This is a genomic window from Agromyces sp. GXQ0307 (assembly GCF_044769845.1).
Classification (GTDB): domain Bacteria; phylum Actinomycetota; class Actinomycetes; order Actinomycetales; family Microbacteriaceae; genus Agromyces.
Window position 1 is genome coordinate 195,663 of the sequence record NZ_JBIZVY010000002.1, and the last position, 24,635, is coordinate 220,297.

Annotated in this window: 27 protein-coding genes and 1 pseudogene; 6 read left to right on the forward strand and 22 right to left on the reverse strand. The window is 70.5% G+C overall.

From position 1 onward, the window contains the following. Window positions 1-247 precede the first annotated feature (247 nt). The 4 genes from ACIQH8_RS06205 to ACIQH8_RS06220 are packed head-to-tail and all read left to right on the forward strand — an operon-like array spanning window position 248 to window position 4,132. Window positions 248-1,465 (forward strand): branched-chain amino acid ABC transporter permease, encoded by a 1,218-nt coding sequence (locus ACIQH8_RS06205; protein ID WP_400996118.1) that lies wholly within the window; start codon window positions 248-250, stop codon window positions 1,463-1,465. A gap of 13 nt (window positions 1,466-1,478) precedes the next feature. After that, window positions 1,479-2,459 (forward strand): branched-chain amino acid ABC transporter permease, encoded by a 981-nt coding sequence (locus ACIQH8_RS06210; protein WP_400997859.1) that lies wholly within the window; start codon window positions 1,479-1,481, stop codon window positions 2,457-2,459. Beyond that, window positions 2,449-3,360 (forward strand): ABC transporter ATP-binding protein, encoded by a 912-nt coding sequence (locus tag ACIQH8_RS06215; protein WP_400996120.1) that lies wholly within the window; start codon window positions 2,449-2,451, stop codon window positions 3,358-3,360. The genes ACIQH8_RS06210 and ACIQH8_RS06215 overlap by 11 nt, the downstream gene beginning before the upstream one ends. 55 nt (window positions 3,361-3,415) lie before the next feature. Next, entirely contained in the window at window positions 3,416-4,132 is a 717-nt protein-coding gene (locus ACIQH8_RS06220; RefSeq protein WP_400997862.1) for an ABC transporter ATP-binding protein, read from the forward strand. Window positions 4,133-4,579: 447 nt separating this feature from the next. Here ACIQH8_RS06220 and ACIQH8_RS06225 read toward each other — a convergent pair whose 3' ends face one another. The 3 genes from ACIQH8_RS06225 to groES all read right to left on the reverse strand — a co-directional run bounded on the left by ACIQH8_RS06225 (window position 4,580) and on the right by groES (window position 7,531). Beyond that, window positions 4,580-5,869, reverse strand: coding sequence for an ABC transporter substrate-binding protein (locus ACIQH8_RS06225; protein WP_400996122.1), 1,290 nt, complete (start codon window positions 5,867-5,869; stop codon window positions 4,580-4,582). 251 nt (window positions 5,870-6,120) lie between these two features. Then, on the reverse strand, window positions 6,121-7,077 hold the full coding sequence (gene rarD, locus ACIQH8_RS06230) for an EamA family transporter RarD (RefSeq protein WP_400996124.1): 957 nt from the start codon (window positions 7,075-7,077) through the stop codon (window positions 6,121-6,123). Window positions 7,078-7,234: 157 nt separating this feature from the next. Beyond that, window positions 7,235-7,531, reverse strand: coding sequence for a co-chaperone GroES (gene groES / locus ACIQH8_RS06235; protein WP_022889766.1), 297 nt, complete (start codon window positions 7,529-7,531; stop codon window positions 7,235-7,237). 129 nt (window positions 7,532-7,660) lie between these two features. On the opposite strand from groES, the gene ACIQH8_RS06240 reads away from it, so the two are divergent. Beyond that, window positions 7,661-8,848, forward strand: a complete 1,188-nt coding sequence (locus tag ACIQH8_RS06240; RefSeq protein ID WP_400996128.1) for an SAM-dependent methyltransferase — start codon at window positions 7,661-7,663, stop codon at window positions 8,846-8,848. A gap of 54 nt (window positions 8,849-8,902) precedes the next feature. Here the strand turns inward: ACIQH8_RS06240 and ACIQH8_RS06245 are convergent, their stop codons facing one another. The 10 genes and pseudogenes from ACIQH8_RS06245 to glmS form a co-directional block, all read right to left on the reverse strand. Next, the gene (locus ACIQH8_RS06245; RefSeq protein WP_400996129.1) at window positions 8,903-9,286 is read right to left on the reverse strand and encodes a hypothetical protein; all 384 of its coding nucleotides are present in this window, start codon (window positions 9,284-9,286) and stop codon (window positions 8,903-8,905) included. A 109-nt stretch (window positions 9,287-9,395) separates the two neighbouring features. Continuing rightward, entirely contained in the window at window positions 9,396-9,668 is a 273-nt protein-coding gene (locus ACIQH8_RS06250; RefSeq protein WP_400996131.1) for a hypothetical protein, read from the reverse strand. Between the two features lie 518 nt (window positions 9,669-10,186). After that, entirely contained in the window at window positions 10,187-10,546 is a 360-nt protein-coding gene (locus ACIQH8_RS06255) for a DUF4190 domain-containing protein (protein ID WP_400996134.1), read from the reverse strand. A gap of 176 nt (window positions 10,547-10,722) precedes the next feature. Further along, a complete protein-coding gene (tsaD, locus tag ACIQH8_RS06260) occupies window positions 10,723-11,772 on the reverse strand; it encodes a tRNA (adenosine(37)-N6)-threonylcarbamoyltransferase complex transferase subunit TsaD (protein WP_400996137.1) in 1,050 nt (349 codons plus the stop codon). After that, a complete protein-coding gene (rimI, locus tag ACIQH8_RS06265; protein WP_400996139.1) occupies window positions 11,769-12,338 on the reverse strand; it encodes a ribosomal protein S18-alanine N-acetyltransferase in 570 nt (189 codons plus the stop codon). Before rimI ends, tsaD begins: the two co-directional genes overlap by 4 nt. Next, window positions 12,335-12,955 carry a tRNA (adenosine(37)-N6)-threonylcarbamoyltransferase complex dimerization subunit type 1 TsaB gene (gene tsaB, locus ACIQH8_RS06270; RefSeq protein WP_400996141.1) on the reverse strand — a complete coding sequence of 207 codons (621 nt, stop codon included), beginning with the start codon at window positions 12,953-12,955 and terminating at the stop codon, window positions 12,335-12,337. Before tsaB ends, rimI begins: the two co-directional genes overlap by 4 nt. A gap of 56 nt (window positions 12,956-13,011) precedes the next feature. Beyond that, on the reverse strand, window positions 13,012-13,533 hold the full coding sequence (tsaE, locus tag ACIQH8_RS06275; protein ID WP_400996144.1) for a tRNA (adenosine(37)-N6)-threonylcarbamoyltransferase complex ATPase subunit type 1 TsaE: 522 nt from the start codon (window positions 13,531-13,533) through the stop codon (window positions 13,012-13,014). Further along, the gene (alr, locus tag ACIQH8_RS06280) at window positions 13,533-14,672 is read right to left on the reverse strand and encodes an alanine racemase (protein ID WP_400996146.1); all 1,140 of its coding nucleotides are present in this window, start codon (window positions 14,670-14,672) and stop codon (window positions 13,533-13,535) included. Before alr ends, tsaE begins: the two co-directional genes overlap by 1 nt. 68 nt (window positions 14,673-14,740) lie before the next feature. Next, window positions 14,741-15,085: pseudogene (locus tag ACIQH8_RS06285) on the reverse strand (holo-ACP synthase); the annotation flags it as partial. 81 nt (window positions 15,086-15,166) lie between these two features. Beyond that, entirely contained in the window at window positions 15,167-17,017 is a 1,851-nt protein-coding gene (gene glmS / locus ACIQH8_RS06290) for a glutamine--fructose-6-phosphate transaminase (isomerizing) (protein WP_400996148.1), read from the reverse strand. A gap of 116 nt (window positions 17,018-17,133) precedes the next feature. Here glmS and coaA point away from each other — a divergent pair, with 116 nt between their 5' ends. Next, on the forward strand, window positions 17,134-18,090 hold the full coding sequence (gene coaA / locus ACIQH8_RS06295) for a type I pantothenate kinase (RefSeq protein ID WP_400996150.1): 957 nt from the start codon (window positions 17,134-17,136) through the stop codon (window positions 18,088-18,090). Window positions 18,091-18,154: 64 nt separating this feature from the next. Here coaA and glmM read toward each other — a convergent pair whose 3' ends face one another. The 9 genes from glmM to rpmJ all read right to left on the reverse strand — a co-directional run bounded on the left by glmM (window position 18,155) and on the right by rpmJ (window position 24,618). Continuing rightward, window positions 18,155-19,516: a phosphoglucosamine mutase gene (gene glmM / locus ACIQH8_RS06300; protein ID WP_400996153.1), complete on the reverse strand. Its 1,362-nt coding sequence runs from the start codon at window positions 19,514-19,516 to the stop codon at window positions 18,155-18,157. A 20-nt stretch (window positions 19,517-19,536) separates the two neighbouring features. After that, window positions 19,537-20,019 carry a 30S ribosomal protein S9 gene (gene rpsI / locus ACIQH8_RS06305; protein ID WP_400996156.1) on the reverse strand — a complete coding sequence of 161 codons (483 nt, stop codon included), beginning with the start codon at window positions 20,017-20,019 and terminating at the stop codon, window positions 19,537-19,539. A 36-nt stretch (window positions 20,020-20,055) separates the two neighbouring features. Next, entirely contained in the window at window positions 20,056-20,502 is a 447-nt protein-coding gene (gene rplM, locus ACIQH8_RS06310; RefSeq protein WP_129234477.1) for a 50S ribosomal protein L13, read from the reverse strand. Window positions 20,503-20,639: 137 nt separating this feature from the next. Then, complete coding sequence (locus ACIQH8_RS06315; RefSeq protein WP_400996160.1) at window positions 20,640-21,533, reverse strand: tRNA pseudouridine synthase A; 894 nt, start codon at window positions 21,531-21,533, stop codon at window positions 20,640-20,642. Window positions 21,534-21,641: 108 nt separating this feature from the next. Beyond that, window positions 21,642-22,199 carry a 50S ribosomal protein L17 gene (gene rplQ, locus ACIQH8_RS06320; RefSeq protein ID WP_400996162.1) on the reverse strand — a complete coding sequence of 186 codons (558 nt, stop codon included), beginning with the start codon at window positions 22,197-22,199 and terminating at the stop codon, window positions 21,642-21,644. Between the two features lie 46 nt (window positions 22,200-22,245). Beyond that, window positions 22,246-23,232 carry a DNA-directed RNA polymerase subunit alpha gene (locus ACIQH8_RS06325; RefSeq protein ID WP_400996164.1) on the reverse strand — a complete coding sequence of 329 codons (987 nt, stop codon included), beginning with the start codon at window positions 23,230-23,232 and terminating at the stop codon, window positions 22,246-22,248. 177 nt (window positions 23,233-23,409) lie between these two features. Then, window positions 23,410-23,808 carry a 30S ribosomal protein S11 gene (gene rpsK, locus ACIQH8_RS06330; protein WP_092668574.1) on the reverse strand — a complete coding sequence of 133 codons (399 nt, stop codon included), beginning with the start codon at window positions 23,806-23,808 and terminating at the stop codon, window positions 23,410-23,412. 32 nt (window positions 23,809-23,840) lie between these two features. Next, a complete protein-coding gene (rpsM, locus tag ACIQH8_RS06335) occupies window positions 23,841-24,221 on the reverse strand; it encodes a 30S ribosomal protein S13 (RefSeq protein WP_400996166.1) in 381 nt (126 codons plus the stop codon). A 283-nt stretch (window positions 24,222-24,504) separates the two neighbouring features. Continuing rightward, window positions 24,505-24,618 (reverse strand): 50S ribosomal protein L36, encoded by a 114-nt coding sequence (rpmJ, locus tag ACIQH8_RS06340; protein ID WP_056734976.1) that lies wholly within the window; start codon window positions 24,616-24,618, stop codon window positions 24,505-24,507. Between the last annotated feature and the right edge of the window lie 17 nt (window positions 24,619-24,635).

The following is a 24,635-nucleotide window of genomic DNA, read 5'->3' on the forward strand; positions in this document are numbered from 1 at the left end:
GCCATTCCCCGGATAACAATCGAGGGCCGTTTGTGCCCGGCTGCGAAACACCTGGGACATAATCGGCACGTACTGTGACGACGTCGTCGCAGGAAAGGCGAACCCGGTCGACCCCCATACCGGGACCTTTGGAGGTGCAGTGGAATCCACGCAAGCAGTCCGCCCACATTCTCGTGGGAGGTGGCTCATCCTCCTCGGACTCCTACTGTCCGCACTCACTCTGTCCGGCATCGCAGCGTCCCCTGCGATGGCGGACGAAGGGGGTACGGACAGCCAGGCCGAGGAGTTCGAGTACTTCTTCAGCGGAAACGTGAAGTACAACGACGAGCCGCTCGAGGGGGTGTCCATCGCGGTCTCGGGCGGCGGGTTCGAGGCCGAGACCGAGACCGATGAGAACGGCCAGTGGACGATCGGCGTCCCCGAGAAGGAGGGCACGTACGAGCTCACGCTCGACGAGGACACGCTCCCCGAGGGCGTGGTCGTCGAGGACGGCCAGTCGACCGTCGAGGCCGAGTTCGGACTCACGAACCGGAAGGCCGTGAACTTCTTCCTCGGCGAGGGCCAGCGGGTCACCACGGACTACGGCGCCCAGGTGCTCATCCGCGTCGTGAACGGTCTCAACTTCGGCCTGCTGCTCGCGCTCGCCGCGATCGGCCTGTCGTTGATCTTCGGAACGACCGGGCTCTCGAACTTCGCCCACGCGGAGATGATCACGTTCGGCGCGTTGATGATGCTGACCTTCAGCACGACGCTCGGGTTCCCCGTGTGGCTGGCGATCCTCATCGCGATCGCGCTCTCCGCCGGTCTCGGCTGGACGCTCGACGCGGCACTCTGGAAGCCGCTGCGGAGGCGTGGCGTCGCACTCATTCCGTTGATGATCGTGAGCATCGGCCTCTCCCTGGCGCTTCGCTACACGTATCAGTTCTTCTACGGCGGCGGCACCCGCCAGCTGCCCGGCGCGACGCTTCCGCGCGAGATCCAGCTCGGACCGATCCTGCTCTCGTGGATCGACGTGGCGAGCATGGCGACCTCGGTCATCGTGCTCCTCGCGGTGGCGTACTTCCTCCTCCGGACGAGGATCGGCAAGGCGACCCGCGCGGTCTCCGACAACGCCCCCCTCGCTGCGGCGAGCGGGATCGACGTCGACCGCGTCATCCGCATCGTCTGGGTGCTCGGCGGCGGCCTGGCCGGCCTCTCCGGCATCCTCTGGGCGTACTTCCGCCCGGGTGTCAGCTGGGACATGGGCTTCCAGATCCTGCTGCTCGTCTTCGCCGCGGTCACGCTCGGCGGACTCGGGACCGCGTTCGGGGCCCTCGTCGGCTCGCTCATCGTGGGGCTCTTCATCGAGGTCTCCACGCTCTGGCTGCCGAGCGACATGAAGTACGTCGGCGCGCTGCTCGTGCTGATCCTCGTGCTGCTGTTCCGACCGCAGGGCATCCTGGGTCGCCGAGAGAGAATCGGATAAGGGGCCGACCATGATCGACTGGATTCAGATCTTCTCGAACGCGGCGCAGGAGCTCATCAGCCCCACGACCGCCGCGTACGCCCTCGCTGCGCTCGGCCTGGCGATCCACTTCGGCTACACCGGCCTGCTGAACTTCGGCCAGGCGGGCTTCATGGCCCTCGGTGCCTACGGATACGCGATCTCGACGCTCTCCTTCGGGTTCCCCGTGTGGGCCTCGGTGCTCGTCGGGATCGGCGCCTCGATCGTGTTCGCCCTGATCCTGGGTATCCCGACCCTGCGACTGCGGGCCGACTACTTGGCCATCGTGACGATCGCGGCCGCGGAGATCCTGCGGCTCATCTTCACGACGAACACGTTCGACGACATCACCGGTTCGGCGAGCGGACTGCAGGGCTACAAGGGCGGCCTCGCCGCACTGAACCCCATCCCGGACGGCACGTACGGTTTCGGGCCGTTCACCTACAACGCCTACGACTGGTGGATCCGCATCCTCGGATGGACCATCGTCATCCTGGCCGCGGTCTTCACCTGGCTCCTGATGCGCAGCCCCTGGGGCCGCGTGATCAAGGGAATCCGCGAGGATGAGGACGCCGTTCGCGCCCTCGGCAAGAACGTCTATTCGTACAAGATGCAGAGCCTGATTCTGGGTGGCGTCTTCGGCACCCTGGCCGGCATGATCTTCATCATGCCGCGCGCGGTCGTGCCGGCGAACTACCAGACGTCGCTCACCTTCTTCATCTACGCGATCCTCCTGCTCGGCGGTGCCGCGACGATCCTCGGCCCGATCGTGGGCTCGATGATCTTCTGGGTGCTGCTCTCGTTCTTCTCGGGCTTCATGGCCCGGGCGGTCGAGGCGGGCTGGTTCCCGTTCATGACGCAGGTCCAGGCGGGCCAGTTGCGATTCATCCTGGTCGGCATCGCGATCATGCTCCTCGTGGTGTTCAGACCACAGGGCATCTTCGGCAACAAGAAGGAGCTGTCCTTTGTCCGATAACGGCACTCCCACGACGCCGGTCAAGACGACCGGCCTCCATGTCGGCGACCCGGCGCCCGGCGTCAAGAAGGTCGACCCGATCATCATCGCCGACGGCGTGAAGCGCACGTTCGGCGGCCTCACCGCCGTCGACGTCGAGCACGTCGAGATCCCGCGCGGCGCGATCACGGCGCTCATCGGCCCGAACGGCGCCGGCAAGACGACGTTCTTCAACCTGCTCACCGGCTTCGACAAGCCGGACGAGGGCAAGTGGGAGTTCGACGGCCGCTCGCTGGCGCACGTCCCGGCCTACCGGGTCGCCCGGATGGGTCTCATCCGGACCTTCCAGCTCACGAAGGCGCTGGGCCTGCTCACCGTGCTCGACAACATGAAGCTCGGCGCGAAGCAGCAGACCGGTGAGAACCTCTTCCGTTCGATCCTTCCCTTCCTCTGGCGCAAGCAGGAGGAGGAGATCGAGGCGAAGGCCAAGGAGATCCTCACCCGCTTCAAGCTCGACGCGAAGCAGGAGGACTACGCGGCCAGCCTCTCGGGCGGGCAGCGGAAGCTCCTCGAGATGGCACGCGCGCTCATGAGCGACCCAACCCTGGTGATGCTCGACGAGCCGATGGCCGGCGTGAACCCCGCGCTGACGCAGTCGCTGCTCGACCACATCCTCGACCTCAAGGCACAGGGCATGACGGTGCTGTTCGTCGAGCACGACATGCACATGGTCCGCCACATCGCCGACTGGGTGATCGTCATGGCCGAGGGCAAGATCGTGGCCGAGGGCGACCCGCACGAGGTCATGCAGGATCCGGCCGTGATCGACGCCTACCTCGGCGCGCACCACGACACCGACCTCGGTGACAGCGACGACGAGCACGTCACCGCCATGAAGGAGCTCATCGATGACGAACAGTGAATCCGCGGCCGGCGCCGAGTCGACGGCCGGTGCGGCGACGGTGGACACGCGCGACATGGTCGTCGAGGTCCGCGACGTCACCGCCGGGTACCTCCCGGGAGTGAACATCCTGAACGGGTGCTCGCTGACCGCCCGCGACGGCGAGCTCATCGGCATCATCGGCCCGAACGGCGCCGGCAAGTCGACGCTGCTGAAGTCGATCTTCGGTCTGGTCAAAGTCCGCGAGGGCGGCATCTTCCTCCAGGGCGAGGAGATCACCAACCTCAAGGCGAACAAGCTGGTGTCGAAGGGCGTCGGGTTCGTCCCGCAGACGAACAACGTGTTCCCGTCGCTCACGATCCAGGAGAACCTCGAGATGGGCATCTTCCAGAAGCCCAAGGATCTCAAGCACCGCCTGGAGTTCGTCGTCGACATCTTCCCGGAGCTCGGGAAGCGGCTCACCCAGCGAGCCGGCTCGCTCTCCGGCGGTGAGCGCCAGATGGTGGCGATGTCGCGCGCGCTGATGATGGGACCGCACGTGCTGCTCCTCGACGAGCCGAGCGCGGGCCTGTCGCCGGTGCGCCAGGACGAGGCGTTCCTGCGGGTCAAGGAGATCAACCGAGCGGGAGTGACGACCATCATGGTCGAGCAGAACGCCCGACGCTGCCTCCAGATCTGCGACCGGGGATACGTCCTAGACCAGGGCCGCGACGCCTACGAGGGTCCGGGCCGCGAGCTGCTGAACGACCCGAAGGTGATCGGCCTCTACCTGGGCACGCTCGGCCAGGAGTAGCTTCACCGCTCCACACGCCCGAAGGGGGCGGATGCCACGGCATCCGCCCCTTTCGTCGTGCGCGTGGCCGTCTCCCCGCCCGCGAGATCGCGTCGACCGGCGACGTCGAACCTTGTCCGGCGGCCCCACGCTCTACGCAGAGGGCGCGCAGCGCCGAGCGAGGGGCGCAGCGCCGAGCGAGGGACGCAGCGCCGAGCGAGGGACGCAGCGTCCAGCCAGACGCGCACGGGTACGGAAAGGGCGACCGACCACGGAACGTCGGTCACGAGCGGCGCGGGGCGCCGGGCTCAGTGCGGGCTCGACGGAGGGTCGGGCGGCGTGCCGCACCCGCCGACGGGCCAGCGGCCGGTGAACGGCGTTTCACTGCGTTTCACGTACGACGAGGCGACCGCGGGCATGCGAAAGGGCCCCGGCCGAAGCCGGGGCCCTTCGCTGCGTGTCAGCCGATCAGCCGATGCGCGTGTAGGTGTTGTCGTCGGCGTACTCGTAGATGCCGATGGTGGCCTCGGTCGGGTCACCGTTCTCGTCGAGCGTGATCGGACCCGACGCACCGTCGAAGTCGATCTGCGTGCCCTCGGCGAGCAGTGCGGCCGCGTCGGCGAACGTGGTCACGGTCTCGCCGTCACCCGAACCGCCGGACACCTGCTGCAGGTAGGCGCCGATGTCCTCGCCGGCCGTGCTGTTCGCGGCGTAGGCCGCGAGCGCGATCAGCATGAGGGCGTCGTACGACTCCGGACCGTAGCTGAAGCTGTCGAGGGCGGGGTCGATGCCGAGCAGGCGGTCCTGGAAGTCCGCCTCGAGCTCCGGGCCGGGGAGCGTGCCCTTCGCACCGGCGACGAGGCCGGGAGCGAAGTCCGCGCTGTAGTCGGCCAGGTTGCCGTCGACGAAGTAGAGCTGGTCGCCCGGGTACCCCGCGCCGACGAGCGCCGGCACGACGACCTTGGCCTCGTCGAACGTGATGACCGCGACGGCGTCGGGGTTCGCGGCGTTGATCGCCGAGAGCTGCGCGTCGAAGTTCGAGTCACCCGTGTTGAAGAGCTCCTCGGCCACGACTTCGCCGCCGGCGGCCTCGAAGGCCTCCGACGTCGCGGCCGCGAGACCGGTGCCGTACGGGTCGTTGAGGACCAGCAGGCCGAGCGTCGAGGCGCCGTCCTCCGCGATCAGGTTGCCGAGGACCTCGCCCTGGAGCAGGTCGGACGGCGCGGTGCGGAAGTACAGCCCGTTGTCTTCGTAGTCGGTGAAGTCGGGCGAGGTGTTCGCCGGCGAGAAGTGGACGACACCGGCCGACGTGATCTGGTCGATGACGGTGAACGACACACCCGACGAGGCCGCACCGATGATCGCCGACACGTCCTGCGAGAGGAGGTCGGTCACCGAGACGGTCGCGATGTCGGTCGTGGTGTCGCCGGAGTCGCGGTAAACGACCTCGACCTGGATGCCGGCGTCGGCCTCGTTGATCTCCTCGGCGGCGAGCGCGACACCTGCCTCCTCGGGCGGTCCGAGGAAGGCGAGCGTGCCGGACTGCGGCAGGATCGTGCCGACCTTCAGGGTGAGGTCACGCTCACCCGCCTCGATGGGCAGGGCGTCGCCGGTGTCGGCCGGCTCCTCGGACTCTTCCGGGGTGGTGCCGCCCGTGCTGCACGCGGTGAGGAGGAGGGCAGAGACGCCAGCAATGGCGATGCCCGTCCAAGCCGCGCGAGCCGAGCGCGAGCCGGTGGCCCTCGCGAATACGCTCATGATGCTCCTTGGGACTGAAGGATCGGTACACAAACAGCGTCTGTCGACGCCGATGTATCGACCGTATTGCCCGCCCAGATGGGAAACAAGATTGCCTCGATCACAACCCGGTAACGCACACGGAATCGTTATCTCGACGTCACCGTGACGCGATTCTCCGCAGGATTCCGGCGATTCCGCCACGAATTCACGCACGTGACCGGGGTTCCGCCGCGGCCGATCCAGCCCCATTACGGGGGGCCCGGGGTCGCTCAGACCGGCTCGAGGTTGGCGGCACGACGAGCGGCGCGGGCTCCCCGCACGAGGTCGAACGTGAGCACGACGAGCGCGAGCCAGACGAGGCCGAAACCGGCCCATCGCTCGGGCGGCATGGGCTCGCCGAGCACCACGACGCCGACCAGGAACTGGATGAACGGGGCGAAGTACTGGATGAACCCCATGTAGATGAGCGGGAGCCGCCGGGACGCGGCCGCGAACAGGAGCAGCGGGATCGCGGTGACCGCGCCGGCGGACAGCAGCAGCACAGTGTGCCATGCGCCCGCCGTGCCGATGGTGAGCCCGGACGTCGACGCGACGACGACGAGGAGGATCGCCGCGACCGGCGCGAGCCACGCTGTCTCGAGCGTGAGGCCCGAGACCGCGTCGACGCGGTGACCGACGCGCTTCTTGATGAGTCCGTAGAAACCGAAGCTGAACGCGAGGACGAGTGCGATCCATGGCATCCGGCCGTAGCCGACGGCGAGCACCACCACGGCGACGATCGAGATCCCGACCGCCGTCCACTGCACCGCGTTCAGCCGCTCGCGCAGCACGATCACTCCGAGGAAGACGGTCACGATCGGGTTGATGAAGTAGCCGAGTGCCGCCTCGACCACCTGTCCGGTGAGCGTGGCGAAAACGTAGGTGAGCCAGTTCGCGAAGATGAGCACACCGGCCAGGCCCATCGTGAGCACCACGCGCCGGTCACGCAGGATCGCTCGGAATGCGCGCCAGGTTCGCGTGGCGGCGATCAGGACCGCGCAGAAGACGAGCGAGAGGAGGATGCGCATCGCCACGATCTCGATCGGACCGCTCGGCGCGAGCGCGATGAAGTAGACCGGGAGGAATCCCCAGAGGCCGTAGGCGGAGACCGCGTAGACGAGGCCCGCGCGGCTCACACCGTCGGGAGGGACGCGCACCGGAGCGTCGGTGGACGGAGCGGATGACACCGTGACAGCCTACGCGCGACCTCCGAGACGGAAGCGCGCGCCGCCTGCCGTCCTCCGTCGAGATACCGCCGTCGGCGACGAGGGCTGCCGGCCGACCCGGGACGACGACGCGGCCCGGATGCCGATGGCATCCGGGCCGCGGAGAAGTCGGTGTCGACTAGCGGACGACGACCGCGAGCACGTCGCGGGCCGACAGGACGAGGAAGTCCTCGCCGCCGAACTTCACCTCGGTACCGCCGTACTTGGAGTAGATCACCTTGTCGCCGACGGCCACGTCGAGCGGGACGCGGTTGCCGTTGTCGTCGATCCGACCCGGACCGACCGCCACGACCTCGCCCTCCTGGGGCTTCTCCTTGGCGGTGTCGGGGATGACCAGGCCGGAGGCGGTGGTCTGCTCGGCCTCGACCTGCTTGATGACGATGCGATCCTCGAGCGGCTTGATGGAAACCGACACGGTTGACCTCTTTCTTGACGAAGACTGGGGTTAGCAGCCTCTGAGTGAGAGTGCTAAACCGAGTCTATGGCGGTTCTGGCACTCGTGCAACGTGAGTGCCAGCGGATGGCGCGGTGCTAGCGTGTCGGCGTGGAACGCGACGAGCTGGTGCGGCTGCTCTCTGCCGAGGGCCTCGCGCTGCTCGACTCGCTGCCGCCGTACTCGTCGAGAGCCGACGTCGTGAAGACGGTCGCCGATCTCCGCAAGCAGGGCCACGATCCCGGCCTCGTCGCGGCCGTCCTCAGCCAGTCCCGCCTGAGGTCGAAGGCGCGCGTGAAATTCGGAGAGTTCGCGGACCGGATGCTCTTCACCGAGCCCGGACTCGAGCAGGCGACGCGGCTCCGCGTCGCCGCCCTGCACGCCGGTCGTTTCGCGCGCGCAGGGTTCCGGCACGTCGCCGACCTCGGCTGCGGCATCGGCGGCGACGCCCTCGCCATGGCCGCGGTCGACCTCGACGTGACCGCAGCCGAGGCCGACGAGGTGACGGCGGCCGTCGCCGCCTTCAACCTCACGCCGTTCCCGAAGGTGCGCGTGCTGCATGCCCGCGCAGAAGACGTCGCGCTCGGCGGCATCGACGCCGCGTGGCTCGATCCGGCGCGACGGACGACCTCTGCCGGCACGACGACGAGGCTCGCGGATACCGCCGACTACTCCCCCGCGCTGGACTTCGTGTTCGGCCTCGCGGAGCGGATGCCGGTCGGGGTGAAGCTCGGCCCCGGCACGGATCGAGACGTCGTCCCGGACGACGCCGAGGCGCAGTGGGTGTCGGTCGACGGCGACGTCGTGGAACTCGCGGTCTGGACGGGGGCCCTGGCGCGAGCCGGCATCGGTCGTGCGGCGCTCGTGATCCGCGGCGACAGCGCGCAGGAACTCGTCGCACCGGCCGACAGCGAGGACGCCCCGGTCGGCCCGCTGGGCGACTACCTCTACGAGCCCGACGGGGCAGTCATCCGCGCGCGCCTGATCGGAGACCTCGCGCGATCGATGGGGGCGTGGATGCTGAGTGAGGGGATCGCGTACCTGACCGGGGACCGCGGGGTGCACACGCCGTTCGCGACCGGCTTCCGCGTGATCGAACGCCTCCCTGCAGACGAGCGCAGCCTGCGACGCGCCCTCCGGGAACGAGGTGTCGGCACGCTCGAGATCAAGAAGCGGGGAGTGGACGTCGATCCGGCCGCGCTCCGCACCCGCCTGAAGCTCACGGGCGACCTGTCGGCGACCGTCGTGCTGACCCGCGAGGAGGGCCGCCATGTCGCGATCCTCGTCGAGCGGCTCTGAGCGAGCGCAGCGGCGAGTCGAGCCGGCCGGCCGAGCCGCCGGGACGGGCGGCGCTCAGGCGGTCGGGAGCGCGCCGAACACGATGGCGTAGTACCCGAGCCACACCCCGGAGAACACCAGGCCGGCGACGCCGGTCCCGATGCCGATGAAGGCGAGGATGCGTCCGTGCTCCTCGCGCCGCAGCCCGAGCACGCCGAACACGATCGCCGCGACCGACAGCGGGAACATCCATCCGACGAACAGCGACGCGACGGCGCCGATCGTGCCGATGACCGCACCGACCCGGCTGTACACGCGGCGCTGCTCGTCCTCCTCTTCGTAGTCAGCCTCGAGCTGCTCGGGCTGGGGCCGGCCGACGGCCAGCAGCTGGCCGGTGGGGAGCCCGTGCAGCGCGCCGGTGTCGTACGGGACGTCGAACTCGCGGGGTGGAACGGACATCGGCGGAGCCGGCGGCTCCACGGGACGCGACGCCGGCGCGCGCGGCTCCGGCGACGCGCCGGCGGGATCGTCCGGTCCCGGCATCCGCTCGTCGCTCACGCCTGTCGCCTCAGTATCCGTAGCCGTATCCGGACCCGATCGAGAACAGCATGCCCCAGAGGAGGAACGAGAGGAGGGCGATGCCGATGCCGACGAAGCCGAGGATGAGCCCGGTCAGCCACATGCCCTTCGCCGAGGGCTCCTTGCTGCGCCCGAGGAAGCCGAGCACGATCGCGGCGGCCGGGACGAACAGCTGCAGCACCCCACCGACGAACGGGATGAAGACCACCGGCGAGCCGATGACGCCGATGACGCCGGCGATGAGCGAGATCAGGCTGAGCACGGGAGTCGGCCGCGCGGGCGCCGGCGCGGAACCCGCCCCGGCGTACCCCCCGTACGCCCCGCTCGGCGGAACCGCGGCACCGCCGCCGACACCGCTCGTCGGGGTCCCGAACGGCCCTCCGACGGTCTGAGCCGTCGCGGACGGGGGGCCGTACGGCGTGGCCGGCGGGGCGGGCGCCGAAGGCGGTGCGACCGGCGGCTCCGGAGGGACGGGCGGCCCCGGAGGGGCAGGCGGCGCCGGAGGGACGGGTGCACCCGGGACCTCGGGCGTGCCCGGGGTCCCGGGGGTGACGGGGGGCTCGGGCTCGGCCGGCGGGACCGGCGACGGCTCGGCGGGCACCGCCGGCTCGACCGGCTCCGCAGGCACCGCAGGTTCGATCGGCTCCGCAGGCACGGTGGGCTCGGCAGGCTCCACCGGGACCGTCGGTTCCGTCGGTGACGGGGGTGCCGGCTCCGAGGGCTTCTCCGGGTTGGTGGGATCGCTCATGCCGAGCCCCTTCCGTGCTGCGGGTGGATCGATCAGTAGGTGGTGACGGATCCGCTGCTGATCGCGGCGCCGATGATCGCGAACCAGACGATCGCGAAGATGATGCCGAGGACGAGTCCGACGTAGCCGATGATGAGGCCGGCGATCGCGAGGCCGCGACCCTGCTCACCCGTCTTCTTGATCTGGCTCAGCGCGATGTGGCCGGTGATGATGCCGACGAGCGAGATGAAGAACGACGACACCAGCGAGACGATGGCGAGGACGTTGGTCTTCTGCGCCGGCGGCGCGGAGTACGACGGCGTCGCACCGTAGGAGGGCGCGGGCTGGGCCGGCGGAGCCGGCGGCGGGGGGACGTTCGACGCGTTCGGATCGGGCGTGTTGGAGTCGGTCATGATGCGGTTTCCTCTCGTGCAAGCGCGGACCCGGCCATGCTGGCAGCGCCGCGGGGTGCTGTCAACGCTCGCGGCGCGGGTCGTCTCACCCGCGATCGCGGGGTTCTTCGCTCACCATAGCGCGCACCGCCACTCCCGCGCGTGGGCAGAAGTGCCCATGGCGAACCCGGCCGGAATCAGCTCTGAATGTCGGTGACCGGAAGGGTCGAGTCGGCGCCGAACTCCAGCGTGGACGGCTCGTGCCCGGCCATGATGAGGCGGGCGCCGAGCGCGGCGATCATGGCGCCGTTGTCGGTGCAGAGCGACAGCGGCGGGATGCGCAGCGCGATGCCCGCGGCATCCGCCCTGGTCTCGGCCACCTCTCGCAGCCGACGGTTGGCCACGACGCCGCCGCCGAGGAGCAGTCGGGGCACGCCGAGGTCGGTGCACGCGGCGATCGCCTTCGTCACGAGCACGTCGACGACGGCCTCGCGGAAGCTCGCCGCGACGTCGGCGAGCGGCACGGGCTCGCCGGCCGCCTCCCGCTGCTCGACCCAGCGCGCGACCGCGGTCTTGAGGCCTGAGAACGAGAAGTCGTAGCGGTGGCGTTCGAGGTCCTTCGGCCGCGTGAGACCGCGCGGGAAGCGGATGGCGTCGGGGTCGCCGCCGGCGGCCGCGCGGTCGATCTCCGGCCCGCCCGGGTAGGGCAGTCCGAGCAGCCGCGCGACCTTGTCGAAGGCCTCCCCCGCCGCGTCGTCGATCGTCTCGCCGAGCAGCTCGACGTCGGAGTCGAGGTCGCGCACGAGCAGGAGCGACGTGTGCCCGCCCGAGACGAGCAGTGCGACGCTCGGGGTCTGGAGCGGCCGGTCGCCGATGAGGTCGGCGCCCACGTGCCCGACCAGGTGGTTGACGGCGTAGACGGGCTTCTCGAGCGAGAGTGCGAGCGCCTTCGCGGCGCCGACGCCGACCATGAGCGCCCCCGCGAGGCCGGGCCCGTTGGTGACGGCGACCGCGTCGAGGTCGGCGAGGTCGACGGATGCCTCGTCGAGCGCCGCACGGATCGTCGGGCCGAGCGCCTCGAGGTGCGCCCTCGCCGCGACCTCCGGGACGACCCCGCCGTAGCGGGCGTGCTCGTCCATCGAGGAGGCGATGGCGTTCGCGAGGAGCTCCGTGCCGCGGACGATGCCGATGCCGGTCTCGTCGCACGAGGTCTCGATTCCGAGCACGAGCGGCGCGTCGCGGTTCACTGCGGTCCTCCCGGAGGGGTGGTGGCGGCGCCGGTCGCGTCGGGGGCGGTCGCGTGGTCGTGGATCGAGGCTGCGCCGACCCCCGCGGCCGGACGCGCGACGGCCGGCGGGACGTCGAGCCGCATGGCGACGGCGTCGACGCCGTCGGGCTGGTAGTACCCGCGCCGCACGCCGATCGGGGCGAAGCCGAGCGACTCGTAGAGGCCTCGGGCGACGGGGTTGTCGGCACGCACTTCGAGGAACACCTCGGCCGCGCCGCGCCGCCGCGCCTCGTCGATGAGCGCGTGCATGAGCGCACGCCCCAGGCCGGCACCGCGATGGGCGGCATCGACCGCGATGGTCTGGATGTCGCCCTGCCCCGACCCGCGCGGGGCGAGGAGTCCCGCGTAGGCGACGGGCTCGTCGGGACGCGCGTCGTCGACGGCGACCAGGTAGTACGCGTGCGCCGAGTCGAGTTCGCCGCGCATGGCGGACTCCGGCCACGCGTCGGTCGCGAACGTGGCACGCTCGAGGCGCATGATCGCGTCGAGATCGCCGAGCGCGGCCCGGCGGAGCATCAGGCTCATCGCAGCACCCGCTTGCCCGCCGACGGCGTCACGTCGGGTGCGCGGAGGTAGAGCGCCTCGTCGCCGGCGAGCGGCAGCCGGCCCGCCGAGGATGCGAGTTCGGCGACCATGCCGAGCGAGCCGGCCGAGACGGCGTCGGCGTCGAGGCGGATGCCGCGGGCGGCGGGCACCGCGTCGCGCGGCTCGAGCCGGGGCGCGGCGAGCCGGACGGGCAGCCCGTCTGCGTCGAGGCCGTCGTAGTCGGTCACGGCCGACTCGCGCCGTCGGGCGTCGGTGACGACCTGCAGCGGGCCGGTGCCGCCGGCCGCGTACCAGGCGTGGGCGATCGCGTCGTGGCTGACGACCGGCACGACCGTGCGCCCGATGCCGAGTGCGAAGGCCCGCGCCGCCGCGATGCCGACCCGCAGGCCCGTGAACGGGCCGGGGCCCATCCCCGCGGCGACCCCGGACAGGTCGGCCGGGCGGACGTCGGCGCGCGCGAGCACGTCGCGGATGCCGTCGCCGATGAGCTCGGCGTGGCGCATGGTGTCGTTCGTGCCGGTCTCGGCGAGGATTCCGCCGTCGAGGTCGACCACGGCGACGCTCGTCCCGGTGGACGTGTCGATCGCGAGGAGCATGGATCAAGCCTAGATGCGCGCCGCCGGGCGACGGCCGGGAACGCTGCGGCGCGCGTTCAGCCCTCGAGCCGCGGCTGGACGGCGAAGGGCGTGCCCGCCCAGCGGGGACCGTGGCCGAGCAGTTCGACGGTGCGCGGCTCGTCCTCGTCGAGCTCGGCGTCGGCCTCGTTCCCGCCCGCGTCGGCGCCGGCCTCGTCTCCGCGACGTCGGGCGATGACCACCTCGAGCCACGACTCGCTGACGTCGTCGAGGAGTCCGGCGCCCCACTCCACCACGACCACGGAGTGCGCGAAGTCGAGGTCGAGGTCCTCGAGCTCGGCGGCGCTGCCGAGTCGGTACGCGTCGACGTGCACGAGCGGTGCGCCGCCGACGAGGCTCGGGTGGGTCCGTGCCAGCACGAACGTCGGGCTCTGCACGGGGCCGCGGACGCCGAGCCCGTCGCCGATGCCGCGCGTGAGCGTCGTCTTGCCGGCGCCGAGCGGACCGGTGAGCACGACGAGGTCGCCGGCGCGGAACGCGCGGCCGAGCTCGTGGCCGAGGGCCTCCATGGCCTCGGTGTCGGGGATCGTTCGACGCATCATGCGCCCCCGACGTGGGTGCGCGGAACGCGCGGCCCGATGCGGGTCACGATCTCGTAGCCGATCGTGTCGGCCGCGTCGCCCCAGTCGTCGGCCGACGGCGCACCGGCCGCCGGGTCGCCGAACAGCACGACCTCGTCGCCGACGGCGACGTCGGCGTCGCCGACGTCGACGAGGAACTGGTCCATCGCGATCCGGCCCGCGATGCGGTGGCGCGTGCCGTCGATCGCGACCTCGCCCCGCCCGGACGCCTGGCGCGGCACCCCGTCGGCGTAGCCCAGCGGGACGAGGGCGAGCGTGGTCGGATTCGACGCTCGCCAGGTGTGACCGTAGGACGCACCGGTGCCGGGCTCGACCCGTCGCACGGCGGCGACGCGCCCGCGGAGGGTCATCACGGGCGTCAGGCCGAGCTCGGCGGCGGTCGTGCCGTCGCCGAACGGCGGCACGCCGTAGACGCCGATGCCGACGCGCACCATGTCGAGTCTCGCCTCGGGCATGCGCAGCGCCGCCGCGGTCGAGGCGAGGTGGCGGACCCCGGGCGTCAGTCCGGCCCGTTCGGCGGTGGCGACGCCGTCGAGGAACGCCGCGAGCTGTGCGGCGTCCTCCTCGGGCGAGGTGTTCGCGAGGTGGCTGAAGAGGCCGTCCACGCGCACCCGGCCGTCGGCCTCGAGCACTGCGGCCCGCGCCACCACGTCCGCCCAGTCGGCCGGCAGCACGCCGTTCCGGCTGAGTCCGGTGTCGAGCTTGAGGTGCACGTGCGCGCTGCGACCGGCGGATGCCGCGGCATCCGCCATGGCCTCGAGCTGGGCGAGCGAGGAGGCGCCGAGATCGATGTCGTGGGCGATCGCCGCGTCGAACCTCGCGGCGGGATCGTGGAGCCAGGCGAGCACCGGCGCCTCGATGCCGGAGTCGCGCAGTGCCAGCGCCTCATCGAGGTCGGCGACCCCGAGCCGCTCGGCGCCCCCGGCGAGTGCGGCGCGGGCGACCGCGACCGCACCGTGGCCGTACCCGTCGGCCTTCACGACGGCCATGACCGCGGCGGGGGCGACCGCTCGGACGAGGGTCGCGACGTTCTCGCGCACGGCGTCGAGGTCGATGACCGCCTCGCGGAAGGGCGAGCGGACATGCCGGGGGTTCACTCGGCGTCCTCGGCCGGATCGGAGCCGGCGAGCGCCTCGCGCGAGGTGGCGGCGCGCCCGACACCTCGCTCGAGCACGACGAACGCGCTCGCGATGCCCGCGTCATGGCTCATCGACAGGTGCACCCGGTCGATGCCGAGGCCCGCGACGTGGGCGGACAGCGCCCCGGAGAGGGCGAAGTCGGGGTTGCCGTCGGCGTCCTGCACGATGCGCATGTCGTGCCAGCGGATGACCGCGTGGCCGCCGAGGGCCTTGATGAGGGCCTCCTTCGCGGCGAACCGAGCGGCGAGCGATCGCGCCGGCCGATCGCGTTCGCTCTCGGCGAACAGGCGATCGCGCAACGAGGGCGTCCGCTCGAGCGATCGCGCGAAGCGCGCGATGTCGACCACGTCGATGCCGATGCCCGCGATCACTCGTCTCCCTCCGACCTCACGGCTCGAGTCTGCCGCACGACGGCGCGGCGGAGGCCGGACGTGCCGACCTCCGCCCCACGCTCACTCGACGGTGACGGACTTCGCGAGGTTCCGAGGCTGGTCGACGTCGAGCCCCTTGGCCTGCGAGAGCTCCATCGCGAAGATCTGCAGCGGCACGACCGCGAGCAGCGGCTCGAACAGCGGGGCCGCGAGCGGGATGCGGATGACCTCGTCGGCGAACGGCAGCACCGCGGCATCCCCCGCCTCGGCGATCGCGATCACGCGCGCGCCGCGCGCTCGGATCTCCTGGATGTTCGAGACGACCTTCGGGTGGAGGTTCGCCGAGCCGCGCGGGCTCGGCACGACCACGAACACCGGCTGGCCGGGCTCGATGAGCGCGATCGGGCCGTGCTTCAACTCGCCCGCCGCGAAGCCCTCGGCGTGGATGTACGCGAGCTCCTTGAGCTTCAGCGCACCCTCGAGCGCGATCGGGTAGCCGACGTGCCGGCCGAGGAAGAGCACCGAGCGCGTGTCGCTCATCCAGTGCGCGAGTTCGCCGACACGGTCGGCCTGCTCGAGCACCGTGCCGATCTTCTCGGGGGTCGCCTGGAGTTCCTCGACCTGCTCCGCGAGCTGCTCCTCGGACAGGGTGCCGCGCACGCGCGCGAGGTGCAGGCCGAACAGGTACAGCGCCGTGATCTGCGCGACGAACGCCTTCGTCGACGCCACCGCGACCTCGGGACCGGCGTGCGTGTACACGACGGCATCGGACTCCCGCGGGATCGTCGCGCCCTGGGTGTTGCAGACCGAGATCGCCTTCGCGCCCTGCTCGCGCGCGTACTTGACCGCCATCAGGGTGTCCATGGTCTCGCCGGACTGGCTGATCGACACGACCAGGGTGTGCTCGTCGATCACGGGGTCCCGGTAGCGGAACTCGTGGCTGAGCTCGACCTCGACCGGGATGCGCGCCCACTGCTCGATGGCGTACTTCGCCACCATCCCCGCGTACGCGGCGGTGCCGCAGGCGATGACCGTGATGCGACGGATGTCCCGCAGCGCGTCGTCGCCGAAGCCGTCGAGCTCGGGGATCGAGACGACCCCGTCCGCGATCCGGCCGCGGATCGTGTTCGCCACGGCGTCGGGCTGCTCGGAGACCTCCTTGCGCATGAACGAGGACCAGCCGCCCTTCTCGGCGGCCGAGGCGTCCCACGCGACGTCGAACGGCTCGACCTCGACGGCCGCACCGTCGAAATCGGTCACGGTCACGCCGTCGGCGGTGATCGCCACGATCTGGTCCTGCCCGATCGCGACGGCGCGCTTCGTGAACTCGACGAAGGCCGCGACATCGGAACCCAGGAAGTTCTCGCCGTCGCCGAGGCCGATCACGAGCGGCGAGTTCCGGCGAGCGCCCACGACGAGGCCGGGCTGGTCCTTGTGGACGGCGAGGAGCGTGAAGGCGCCCTCGAGCTGCGACACGGTCCGGCGGAACGCCTCGCGCAGGTCGCCGGTCTCGCCGTACAGCTTGCCGAGGAGGACGGCGGCGACCTCGGTGTCGGTCTCGGACTCGAACGAGAAGCCCTCGGCGAGCAGGTCGTCCTTCAGTTCGGCGAAGTTCTCGATGATGCCGTTGTGGATGAGCGCCAGCTTGCCCTCGTCGCCGAGGTGCGGATGCGCGTTCCGGTCGGTGGGGCCGCCGTGGGTCGCCCAGCGAGTGTGGCCGATGCCGGTGCCGCCCGAACGGAGCGGGTGCCGGTCGAGCTCGTCGGCGAGCACCTGGAGCTTGCCGGCCCGCTTGGCCGTCTCGATGTCACCCGCGCCGTCGACGACGGCGACGCCCGCCGAGTCGTAGCCACGGTATTCGAGGCGGCGAAGGCCGCCCATGAGGACGTCGAGGCTGTTGCGCTCTCCGACGTATCCGACGATTCCACACATGGGCTCGATTGTATCCGCGCCCGGCTGAGTGCCGACCGCATCGCCCGGCGTCCTCGCCGGCCGTGCACGGCGACGGGCAGCGCCTCGGAGCGGCAGCCGCCCAGTAGACTGTGCCGGTGCCCGATCCGCAGAGCCCGTCGACGCACACGCCGCAGATCTCTCCGTTCGTGGAGCTCGACCGCGACTCGTGGGCGGCCCTCGCACCGTCGATGCCGTCCCCCCTCCGCGAGACGGAGATCGTGCAGCTCCGCGGCCTCGGCGAACCGCTCGACCCTCGCGAGGTCTCCGAGGTCTACCTGCCGCTCAGCCGGCTGCTGAACCTCTACGTCGGCGGCACCAAGGCGTTGCACGAGGTCACGAGCACCTTTCTCCGCGAGCGCTTCGAGTCGACGCCGTTCGTGATCGGCGTCGCCGGCTCCGTCGCCGTCGGCAAGTCGACGATCGCGCGACTGCTCCGCGAGCTCCTCGCCCGCTGGGAGCACACTCCACGCGTCGAGCTCGTCACGACCGACGGCTTCCTGTTCCCCAACGCCGAACTCGAGCGTCGCGGGCTCATGGCGCGGAAGGGGTTCCCCGAGTCCTACGACCGTCGCGCGCTGCTGCGCTTCGTGAGCGACGTCAAGGCGGGCGCGCCCGAGGTTCGTTCGCCGTTCTACTCGCACCTCGCCTACGACATCGTCCCCGACGCCCAGATCACGGTCCGGCGCCCGGACGTCCTCATCATCGAGGGCCTCAACGTCCTCCAGCCGCCCGGACCGGGACACCGGCTCGCGGTCAGCGACCTGTTCGACTTCACGATCTACGTCGACGCGCGCACGCGCGACATCGCCCGATGGTACGAGGAGCGCTTCCTGAAGCTGCAGCGCGGGGCGTTCTCGAACCCGCGCTCCTACTTCCACCGGTACGCGAGCCTCACCGAAGACGAGGCGCGGGCGCGGGCGCGTTCCATCTGGCAGTCGATCAACGAGCCGAACCTCTTGCAGAACATCCGGCCGACGCGATCCCGCGCGTCGCTCGTGCTGCGCAAGGACGCCGACCACACGGTCTCGAGCGTGCTCCTGCGCAAGCTCTGACGCCGAGGAGGCGACCGCGCGGCGGGCGCGCGGTCGGTGCCGAGACGGATGCCGCGGCAGCGGGTCAGCGCGCGAGGCGCTCCCGCACCACATCGGCGAGACGGGCGGCGTGCGCGTCGGCGGCGGCCTGGTCGGCGGCCTCGACCATGACGCGGACCATCGGTTCCGTCCCCGACGGACGCAGCAGCACCCGGCCGGTGTCGCCGAGCTCGGCCTCGACCTCGCGCACCGCGTCGGCGATGACGGAGTCGTCGGAGAGGCCGTGGTGGTCGACGTCGCGGACGTTCACGAGCACCTGCGGGTACACGGTCATGACCGACGCGAGCTCGGCCAGAGTCCGGCCCGTGCGAGCCATCTCGGCCGCGAGGTGGAGTCCGGTGAGCACGCCGTCGCCGGTGGTGGCGAACTCGGTCATGATCACGTGGCCGGACTGCTCGCCGCCGAGCGCGAATCCGCCCTCGGCGAGCGCCTCGAGCACGTAGCGGTCGCCGACCTTCGTCTCGACGACGCGGATGCCGCGCTCGGCCATCGCACGCTTGAGCCCCAGATTGGACATCACCGTGACGACGAGCGTGTCATCGGTGAGCATGCCGCGCTCGTGCATCGAGACCGCGAGGATCGCCATGATGCGGTCGCCGTCGATGACGTTGCCGTCGGCGTCGACCGCGAGGCAGCGGTCTGCGTCGCCGTCGTGCGCGATGCCGACGTCGGCGCCGTGCTCGAGCACCGCCTGCTGCAGGAGCTCGAGGTGCGTCGAGCCGACGCCGTCGTTGATGTTCATGCCGTCGGGGTCGGCGCCGATCACGATCACCTCGGCGCCCGCGTCGCGGAAGGTCTCCGGAGAGACGCCGGCCGCGGCTCCGTGGGCGCAGTCGAGGACGACCTTGAGTCCCTCGAGGCGATTGGGGAGCGTGCCGAGCAGGTGGACGACGTAGCGGTCCTCCGCGTCGGCGAAGCGGCGGATGCGACCGACGCCGTCGCCGGTCGGGGCGAGCTTCTGCTTGCCGAGGTACGACTCGATGCGGTCCTCGACCTCGTCGGGCAGCTTGGTACCGCCGAACGAGAAGAACTTGATCCCGTTGTCGGGAGCGGGGTTGTGCGACGCCGAGATCATCACGCCGAAGTCGGCCGCGATGCTGTCGATGAGGAACGCCGTCGCGGGCGTCGGGATCACGCCCGCGTCGAGCACGTCGACGCCGGAGCTGGCGAGACCGGCCGAGACGGCGGCGGTCAGGAATTCGCCGGACACGCGCGGGTCGCGCGCGACGATCGCCACCGGCCGACGGCCGGCGGCACGCAGTTCGTCGGCGTGACGACCCTGCGTGAGGACGGCGGCAGCCGCCTGGGCGAGGCCCAGGGCCAGGTCAGCCGTGAGTTCACGGTTGGCCAGGCCCCGGACCCCGTCGGTTCCGAAGAGCCGAGGCATACGGAGACTCGTCCTCGCGCTCAGCGCTTCGAGAACTGCGGCGCCTTGCGGGCCTTCTTGAGACCGGCCTTCTTGCGCTCGATGACGCGCGCGTCGCGGGTCAGGAAGCCGGCCTTCTTGAGGGTCGGGCGGTTGTTCTCGCGGTCGATCTCGTTCAGTGCACGTGCGATCGCGAGGCGGAGCGCGCCGGCCTGGCCCGAGGGGCCGCCGCCGGTGATGCGCGCGACCACGTCGTACGAGCCCGAGAGCTCGAGCACGGTGAACGGGTCGGTGATGAGCTGCTGGTGGAGCTTGTTCGGGAAGTAGTCCGCGAACTCACGGCCGTTGACCGTGATGGTGCCCGCACCCGGCACGACGCGCACGCGCGCGATGGCCTGCTTGCGGCGGCCGACGGCCGCGCCCGAGACGTTCAGCACGGGACGCGCCGCAGGAGCGGCGGCCGGAGCCGACTCGGTGGTGTAGCTCTCAGGAGCCTGGTCGATCTGGTCTGCGATCTTCGCCATGGTGGTGTCTGAGTCCTTTTTCGCTCGGCGCCGGGCTTACTGGGCGACCTGGGTGAGGGTGTACGGCTTCGGCTGCTGGGCCGCGTGCGGGTGCTCCGGGCCGGCGTAGACCTTCAGCTTCTTGATCTGGGCGCGGCCGAGCGAGTTCTTCGGCAGCATGCCGCGGATCGCCTTCTCGACGGCGCGGACCGGGTTCTTCTCGAGAAGCTCGGCGTAGCCGACGGCCTTGAGGCCGCCCGGGTAGCCGGAGTGGCGGTAGGCCTTCTTCTGCTCGAGCTTCTGGCCGGTGAGGGCCACCTTGCCCGCGTTGACGATGATGACGAAGTCACCGGTGTCGACGTGGTTGGCGAAGATGGCCTTGTGCTTGCCGCGGAGGATCGAGGCGGCGTGGCTCGCGAGGCGGCCGAGCACGATGTCGGTGGCGTCGATGACGACCCAGTCGCGCTGGATCTCGTTCGCCTTCGGGGTGTAGGTGCGCGTCACAGTAGTGCTGCTTTCTGATCGAGTGAGGGGTTCGTGAATCCCGCTCCGGTGGGGGTTCTCCCGCGATGCGGGTCGAACGCTCCGGTGGAGGGCTCAACATCGGGTACCGACGCAGTCGACGGCACCAAAGGGAAATCTTAGCCGACGACCCCATCGACGTGCAATTCGCGACGCGCCCGCGTCTGCGCGGCGCGCGCCGCGAGCTCCTCGTCGGCGGGATAGCCGACCTCGGTCAGCGTGAGCCCCCTGGCCGGCAGGACCTTGAACGCGCTCGTCCGTTCGCCCGCCCGCATGAGCGCGGCCGGTCCCGCGACATCCAGCCGGCCCTCGCCCACCGCCACGCAGGCACCGACGAGCGCGCGGACCATCGAGTGACAGAACGCGTCGGCCTGGAGCGAGGCGACGAGCACGCCGTCGGCGTCGCGTCGCCAGCGGTACGACTGCAGGGTGCGGATGGTCGTGGCCTCCTCGCGCGGCTTGCAGAACGCCGCGAAGTCACCCAGCCCGAGGAGCGTCTGCGCCGCGACGTCCATCGCCTCGGCGTCGAGGACACGGGGATACCAGACCGTTCGGTGCCGTTGGAGGGGATCGCGCTCGGCACCGAGGTCGGCGATCCGGTACGAGTAGCGGCGCCAGATCGCCGAGAACCGTGCGTCGAACCCCTCGGGCGCGCGGCGCGCGGAGCGCACGACCACATCATCGTCGGTCGAGCCGAGGATGCCGGTGAGCCGGCGCACCAGGACGGCGTACGGGTCGGCGGCGGGCCCGCCCGCCGCGTCCGCGCGCTTCGGTCGCGTCACCGCGGCGAACGCCTCCGGCTCGAGGTCGATGTGCGCGACCTGCCCGGTGGCGTGCACGCCCGCGTCGGTCCGCCCCGCCACCACGAGTCGCGGCGTTGCGCCCTCCCGGCGGAACAGCGTTCCGAGCGCCGCCTCGAGCACGCCCTGGACGGTCCGAAGCGTCGGCTGCCGGCTCCAGCCCGCGAACCCGGTGCCCTGGTACGCGAGATCGAGTCTGACCCGCAGCGTCATGCGTGTGCTCCCACGCACGAAAGCCTACGGTGCCGTCCCCGCGACCCGTGGACGCACGGAACCCCCGCAGCGAGCGCTGCGGGGGTTCCGGTTGCGGGATGCGCGGGGCTACTTCGCCTCGGCGGCCTCGGTCTCCTCGGCGGGGGCCTCGGACGACTCCTCCGACGCCTCGGCGCCGGCGGCCTCGTCGACCGCGGCCTCGGCCTCGGTCACCTCGGCCTCGGGGGTCTCGGCCGGGGCCTCCTCGGCGGGCGCCTCGTCGGCGGCCGGGGCGGCGGCGGGCTTCGCGGCGCGCTGCTTCGGCTGGACGGGCTCGAGCACGAGCTCGATCACGGCCATGGGAGCGTTGTCGCCCTTGCGGTTGCCGATCTTCGTGATGCGGGTGTAGCCGCCGTCACGGTCGGAGACCTGGGGGGCGATGACCGCGAACAGCTCGTGCACGACCGACTTGTCGCCGATCACGGCGAGCACGCGACGACGCGCGTGCAGATCGCCGCGCTTGGCGAAGGTCACCAGGCGCTCGGCGAACGGACGCAGGCGCTTGGCCTTGGTCTCGGTCGTGGTGATCCGCTTGTGCGTGAACAGCGCAGCGGCGAGGTTCGCGAGCAGCAGGCGCTCGTGCGCGGGTCCGCCTCCGAGGCGGGGGCCCTTCGTGGGCTTCGGCATGGTTCGTTATCTCCAGTGGTGTGGGGTTGGTGCGGCCCGTGGCCTGCTAGTTCTCGTCGTCGAAGCCCGTGTAGAAGTGGGCGCCGTCGAAACCGGGGACCGAGTCCTTGAGCGAGAGGCCCATCTCGGTGAGCTTGTCCTTGACCTCGTCGACCGACTTCTGGCCGAAGTTGCGGATGTTCATCAGCTGCGACTCCGACAGCGCCACGAGCTCGGACACCGTGTTGATGCCCTCGCGCTTGAGGCAGTTGTAGGACCGGACCGACAGGTCGAGGTCCTCGATCGGGATCGACAGCTCGCTCGAGAGCACGGCGTCGACCGGCGCGGGGCCGATCTCGATGCCCTCGGCGGCGCTGTTGAGCTCGCGCGCGAGACCGAACAGCTCGACGAGCGTGCGACCGGCCGACGCGATCGCGTCGCGCGGCGAGATCGCCGGCTTGGTCTCGACGTCGACCACGAGGCGGTCGAAGTCGGTGCGCTCACCGGCACGGGTGGCCTCGACACGGTACGTGACCTTGAGGACCGGCGAGTAGATCGAGTCGACCGGGATCTGGCCGGCCTCGGAGTACTCGTTGCGGTTCTGGCTGGCCGAGACGTAGCCGCGGCCGCGCTCGATCGTGAGCTCGAGCTCGAACTTCGCCGAGTCATTGAGCGTCGCGATGACCAGGTCGGGGTTGTGCACCTCGACGCCCGCCGGAGCGGAGATGTCGGCGGCGGTGACCTCACCCGAGCCCTGCTTGCGCAGGTACGCGGTGATGGGCTCGTCGTGCTCGCTGGAGACGACCAGGTTCTTGATGTTGAGGATGATCTCGGTGACATCCTCCTTCACGCCCGGAACGGTCGAGAACTCGTGGAGCACGCCGTCGATGCGGATGCTCGTCACGGCGGCGCCGGGGATCGAGGAGAGGAGGGTGCGACGGAGCGAGTTCCCCAGGGTGTAACCGAAGCCCGGCTCGAGGGGCTCGATCACGAAACGCGAACGGAACTCCGAGATGTTCTCTTCGGTGAGCGTCGGACGCTGTGCGATCAGCACGGTGTGATTCCTTTCGGCAGGGTGTCCGCTATATGACACCTGCGAGTTCGAGGATCTTGAGTTGTTGAGAGAACGGATGACCCGGTGGTCGAGTCGCACCCGGCGCAGCCGGGCGCGTACCGAGACCGTGCGATCTCGATACGGCCTGCGGCCTACTCGATCACCGGGAACGGAGTGCTAGACGCGGCGGCGCTTCGGCGGACGGCAGCCGTTGTGCGCCTGGGGCGTCACGTCGTTGATGCTGCCGACCTCGAGGCCCGCGGCCTGGAGCGAGCGGATCGCGGTCTCGCGACCCGAGCCCGGGCCCTTGACGAAGACGTCGACCTTCTTCATGCCGTGCTCCTGCGCCTGGCGCGCGGCCGACTCGGCGGCGAGCTGCGCGGCGAACGGGGTCGACTTGCGCGAGCCCTTGAAGCCGACGCCACCGGAGGAGGCCCAGCTGATCACGGCACCGGTCGTGTCGGTGATCGACACGATGGTGTTGTTGAACGTCGACTTGATGTGGGCCTGGCCCACGGCGATGTTCTTCTTTTCCTTCTTGCGCGGCTTGCGAGTCGCCGCCTTGGGTGCTGCCATTGTCGAAATCTCCTAGATCTTGGCGCGAGCGGTTACTTGCGGCCGGGCTTCTTCTTGCCGGCGACGGTGCGCTTCGGGCCCTTGCGGGTACGAGCGTTGGTCTTGGTGCGCTGACCGCGGACCGGGAGGCCGCGGCGGTGCCGGATGCCCTCGTAGGAACCGATCTCGACCTTGCGGCGGATGTCGGCGGCGACCTCGCGGCGGAGGTCGCCCTCGACCTTGTAGGTCCCCTCGATGTGGTCGCGGAGCGCGACGAGCTGCTCGTCGCTGAGGTCCTTGACTCGGATGTTCCCGTCGATGCCGGTCGCGGTGAGCGTCTCCAGCGCGCGGGTACGGCCGACGCCGTAGATGTAGGTCAGTGCGATCTCCACGCGCTTCTCGCGCGGGATGTCGACTCCTGCCAGACGTGCCATGGTGGCTTCTCCTGTTGGATGTGTCGGAGGTGTGGAGCACTTCCGGTGCCTCGGCCTCCGTCCGAGGGTGTCCCCTCCCGGTGTTCGAGTAGCGACGGAGTCGCGTACCGAGATCTCGGAAGGTTCTTGGAAGTGCCGTATTCAGTTCTGCGTCGTGCGTTTCCGCTGATCGAGTGTCGGCGGAGCCGCGTATCGAGATCCTCGAGAGGTCTCGGTACGGCGCTGCGCGCCTACTCGACCTTGAGCCTCCGGCTGAGCCCGCTTCGCGGCCTCAGCCTTCGGTTCAACCCTGGCGCTGCTTGTGGCGCGGGTTCTCGCAGATCACCATCACGCGGCCGTGGCGGCGGATGACCTTGCACTTGTCGCAGATGCGCTTGACGCTGGGGTTGACCTTCACAGTCGTTGTTCCTTTTT

What these genes read in the sequence shown, in the direction of transcription:
- ACIQH8_RS06205 (WP_400996118.1), top strand. Translation starts at nt 248, where the DNA reads ATGGCGGACGAAGGGGGTACGGACAGCCAGGCCGAGGAGTTCGAGTAC.
- ACIQH8_RS06220 (WP_400997862.1), top strand. Translation starts at nt 3,416, where the DNA reads ATGGTCGTCGAGGTCCGCGACGTCACCGCCGGGTACCTCCCGGGAGTG.
- ACIQH8_RS06225 (WP_400996122.1), bottom strand. Translation starts at nt 5,869, where the DNA reads ATGAGCGTATTCGCGAGGGCCACCGGCTCGCGCTCGGCTCGCGCGGCT.
- ACIQH8_RS06245 (WP_400996129.1), bottom strand. Translation starts at nt 9,286, where the DNA reads ATGTCCGTTCCACCCCGCGAGTTCGACGTCCCGTACGACACCGGCGCG.
- ACIQH8_RS06255 (WP_400996134.1), bottom strand. Translation starts at nt 10,546, where the DNA reads ATGACCGACTCCAACACGCCCGATCCGAACGCGTCGAACGTCCCCCCG.
- rimI (WP_400996139.1), bottom strand. Translation starts at nt 12,338, where the DNA reads ATGAGCCTGATGCTCCGCCGGGCCGCGCTCGGCGATCTCGACGCGATC.
- tsaB (WP_400996141.1), bottom strand. Translation starts at nt 12,955, where the DNA reads ATGCTCCTCGCGATCGACACGTCCACCGGGACGAGCGTCGCCGTGGTC.
- tsaE (WP_400996144.1), bottom strand. Translation starts at nt 13,533, where the DNA reads ATGCGTCGAACGATCCCCGACACCGAGGCCATGGAGGCCCTCGGCCAC.
- glmS (WP_400996148.1), bottom strand. Translation starts at nt 17,017, where the DNA reads ATGTGTGGAATCGTCGGATACGTCGGAGAGCGCAACAGCCTCGACGTC.
- glmM (WP_400996153.1), bottom strand. Translation starts at nt 19,516, where the DNA reads ATGCCTCGGCTCTTCGGAACCGACGGGGTCCGGGGCCTGGCCAACCGT.
- rpsI (WP_400996156.1), bottom strand. Translation starts at nt 20,019, where the DNA reads ATGGCGAAGATCGCAGACCAGATCGACCAGGCTCCTGAGAGCTACACC.
- ACIQH8_RS06315 (WP_400996160.1), bottom strand. Translation starts at nt 21,533, where the DNA reads ATGACGCTGCGGGTCAGACTCGATCTCGCGTACCAGGGCACCGGGTTC.
- rplQ (WP_400996162.1), bottom strand. Translation starts at nt 22,199, where the DNA reads ATGCCGAAGCCCACGAAGGGCCCCCGCCTCGGAGGCGGACCCGCGCAC.
- rpsK (WP_092668574.1), bottom strand. Translation starts at nt 23,808, where the DNA reads ATGGCAGCACCCAAGGCGGCGACTCGCAAGCCGCGCAAGAAGGAAAAG.
- rpsM (WP_400996166.1), bottom strand. Translation starts at nt 24,221, where the DNA reads ATGGCACGTCTGGCAGGAGTCGACATCCCGCGCGAGAAGCGCGTGGAG.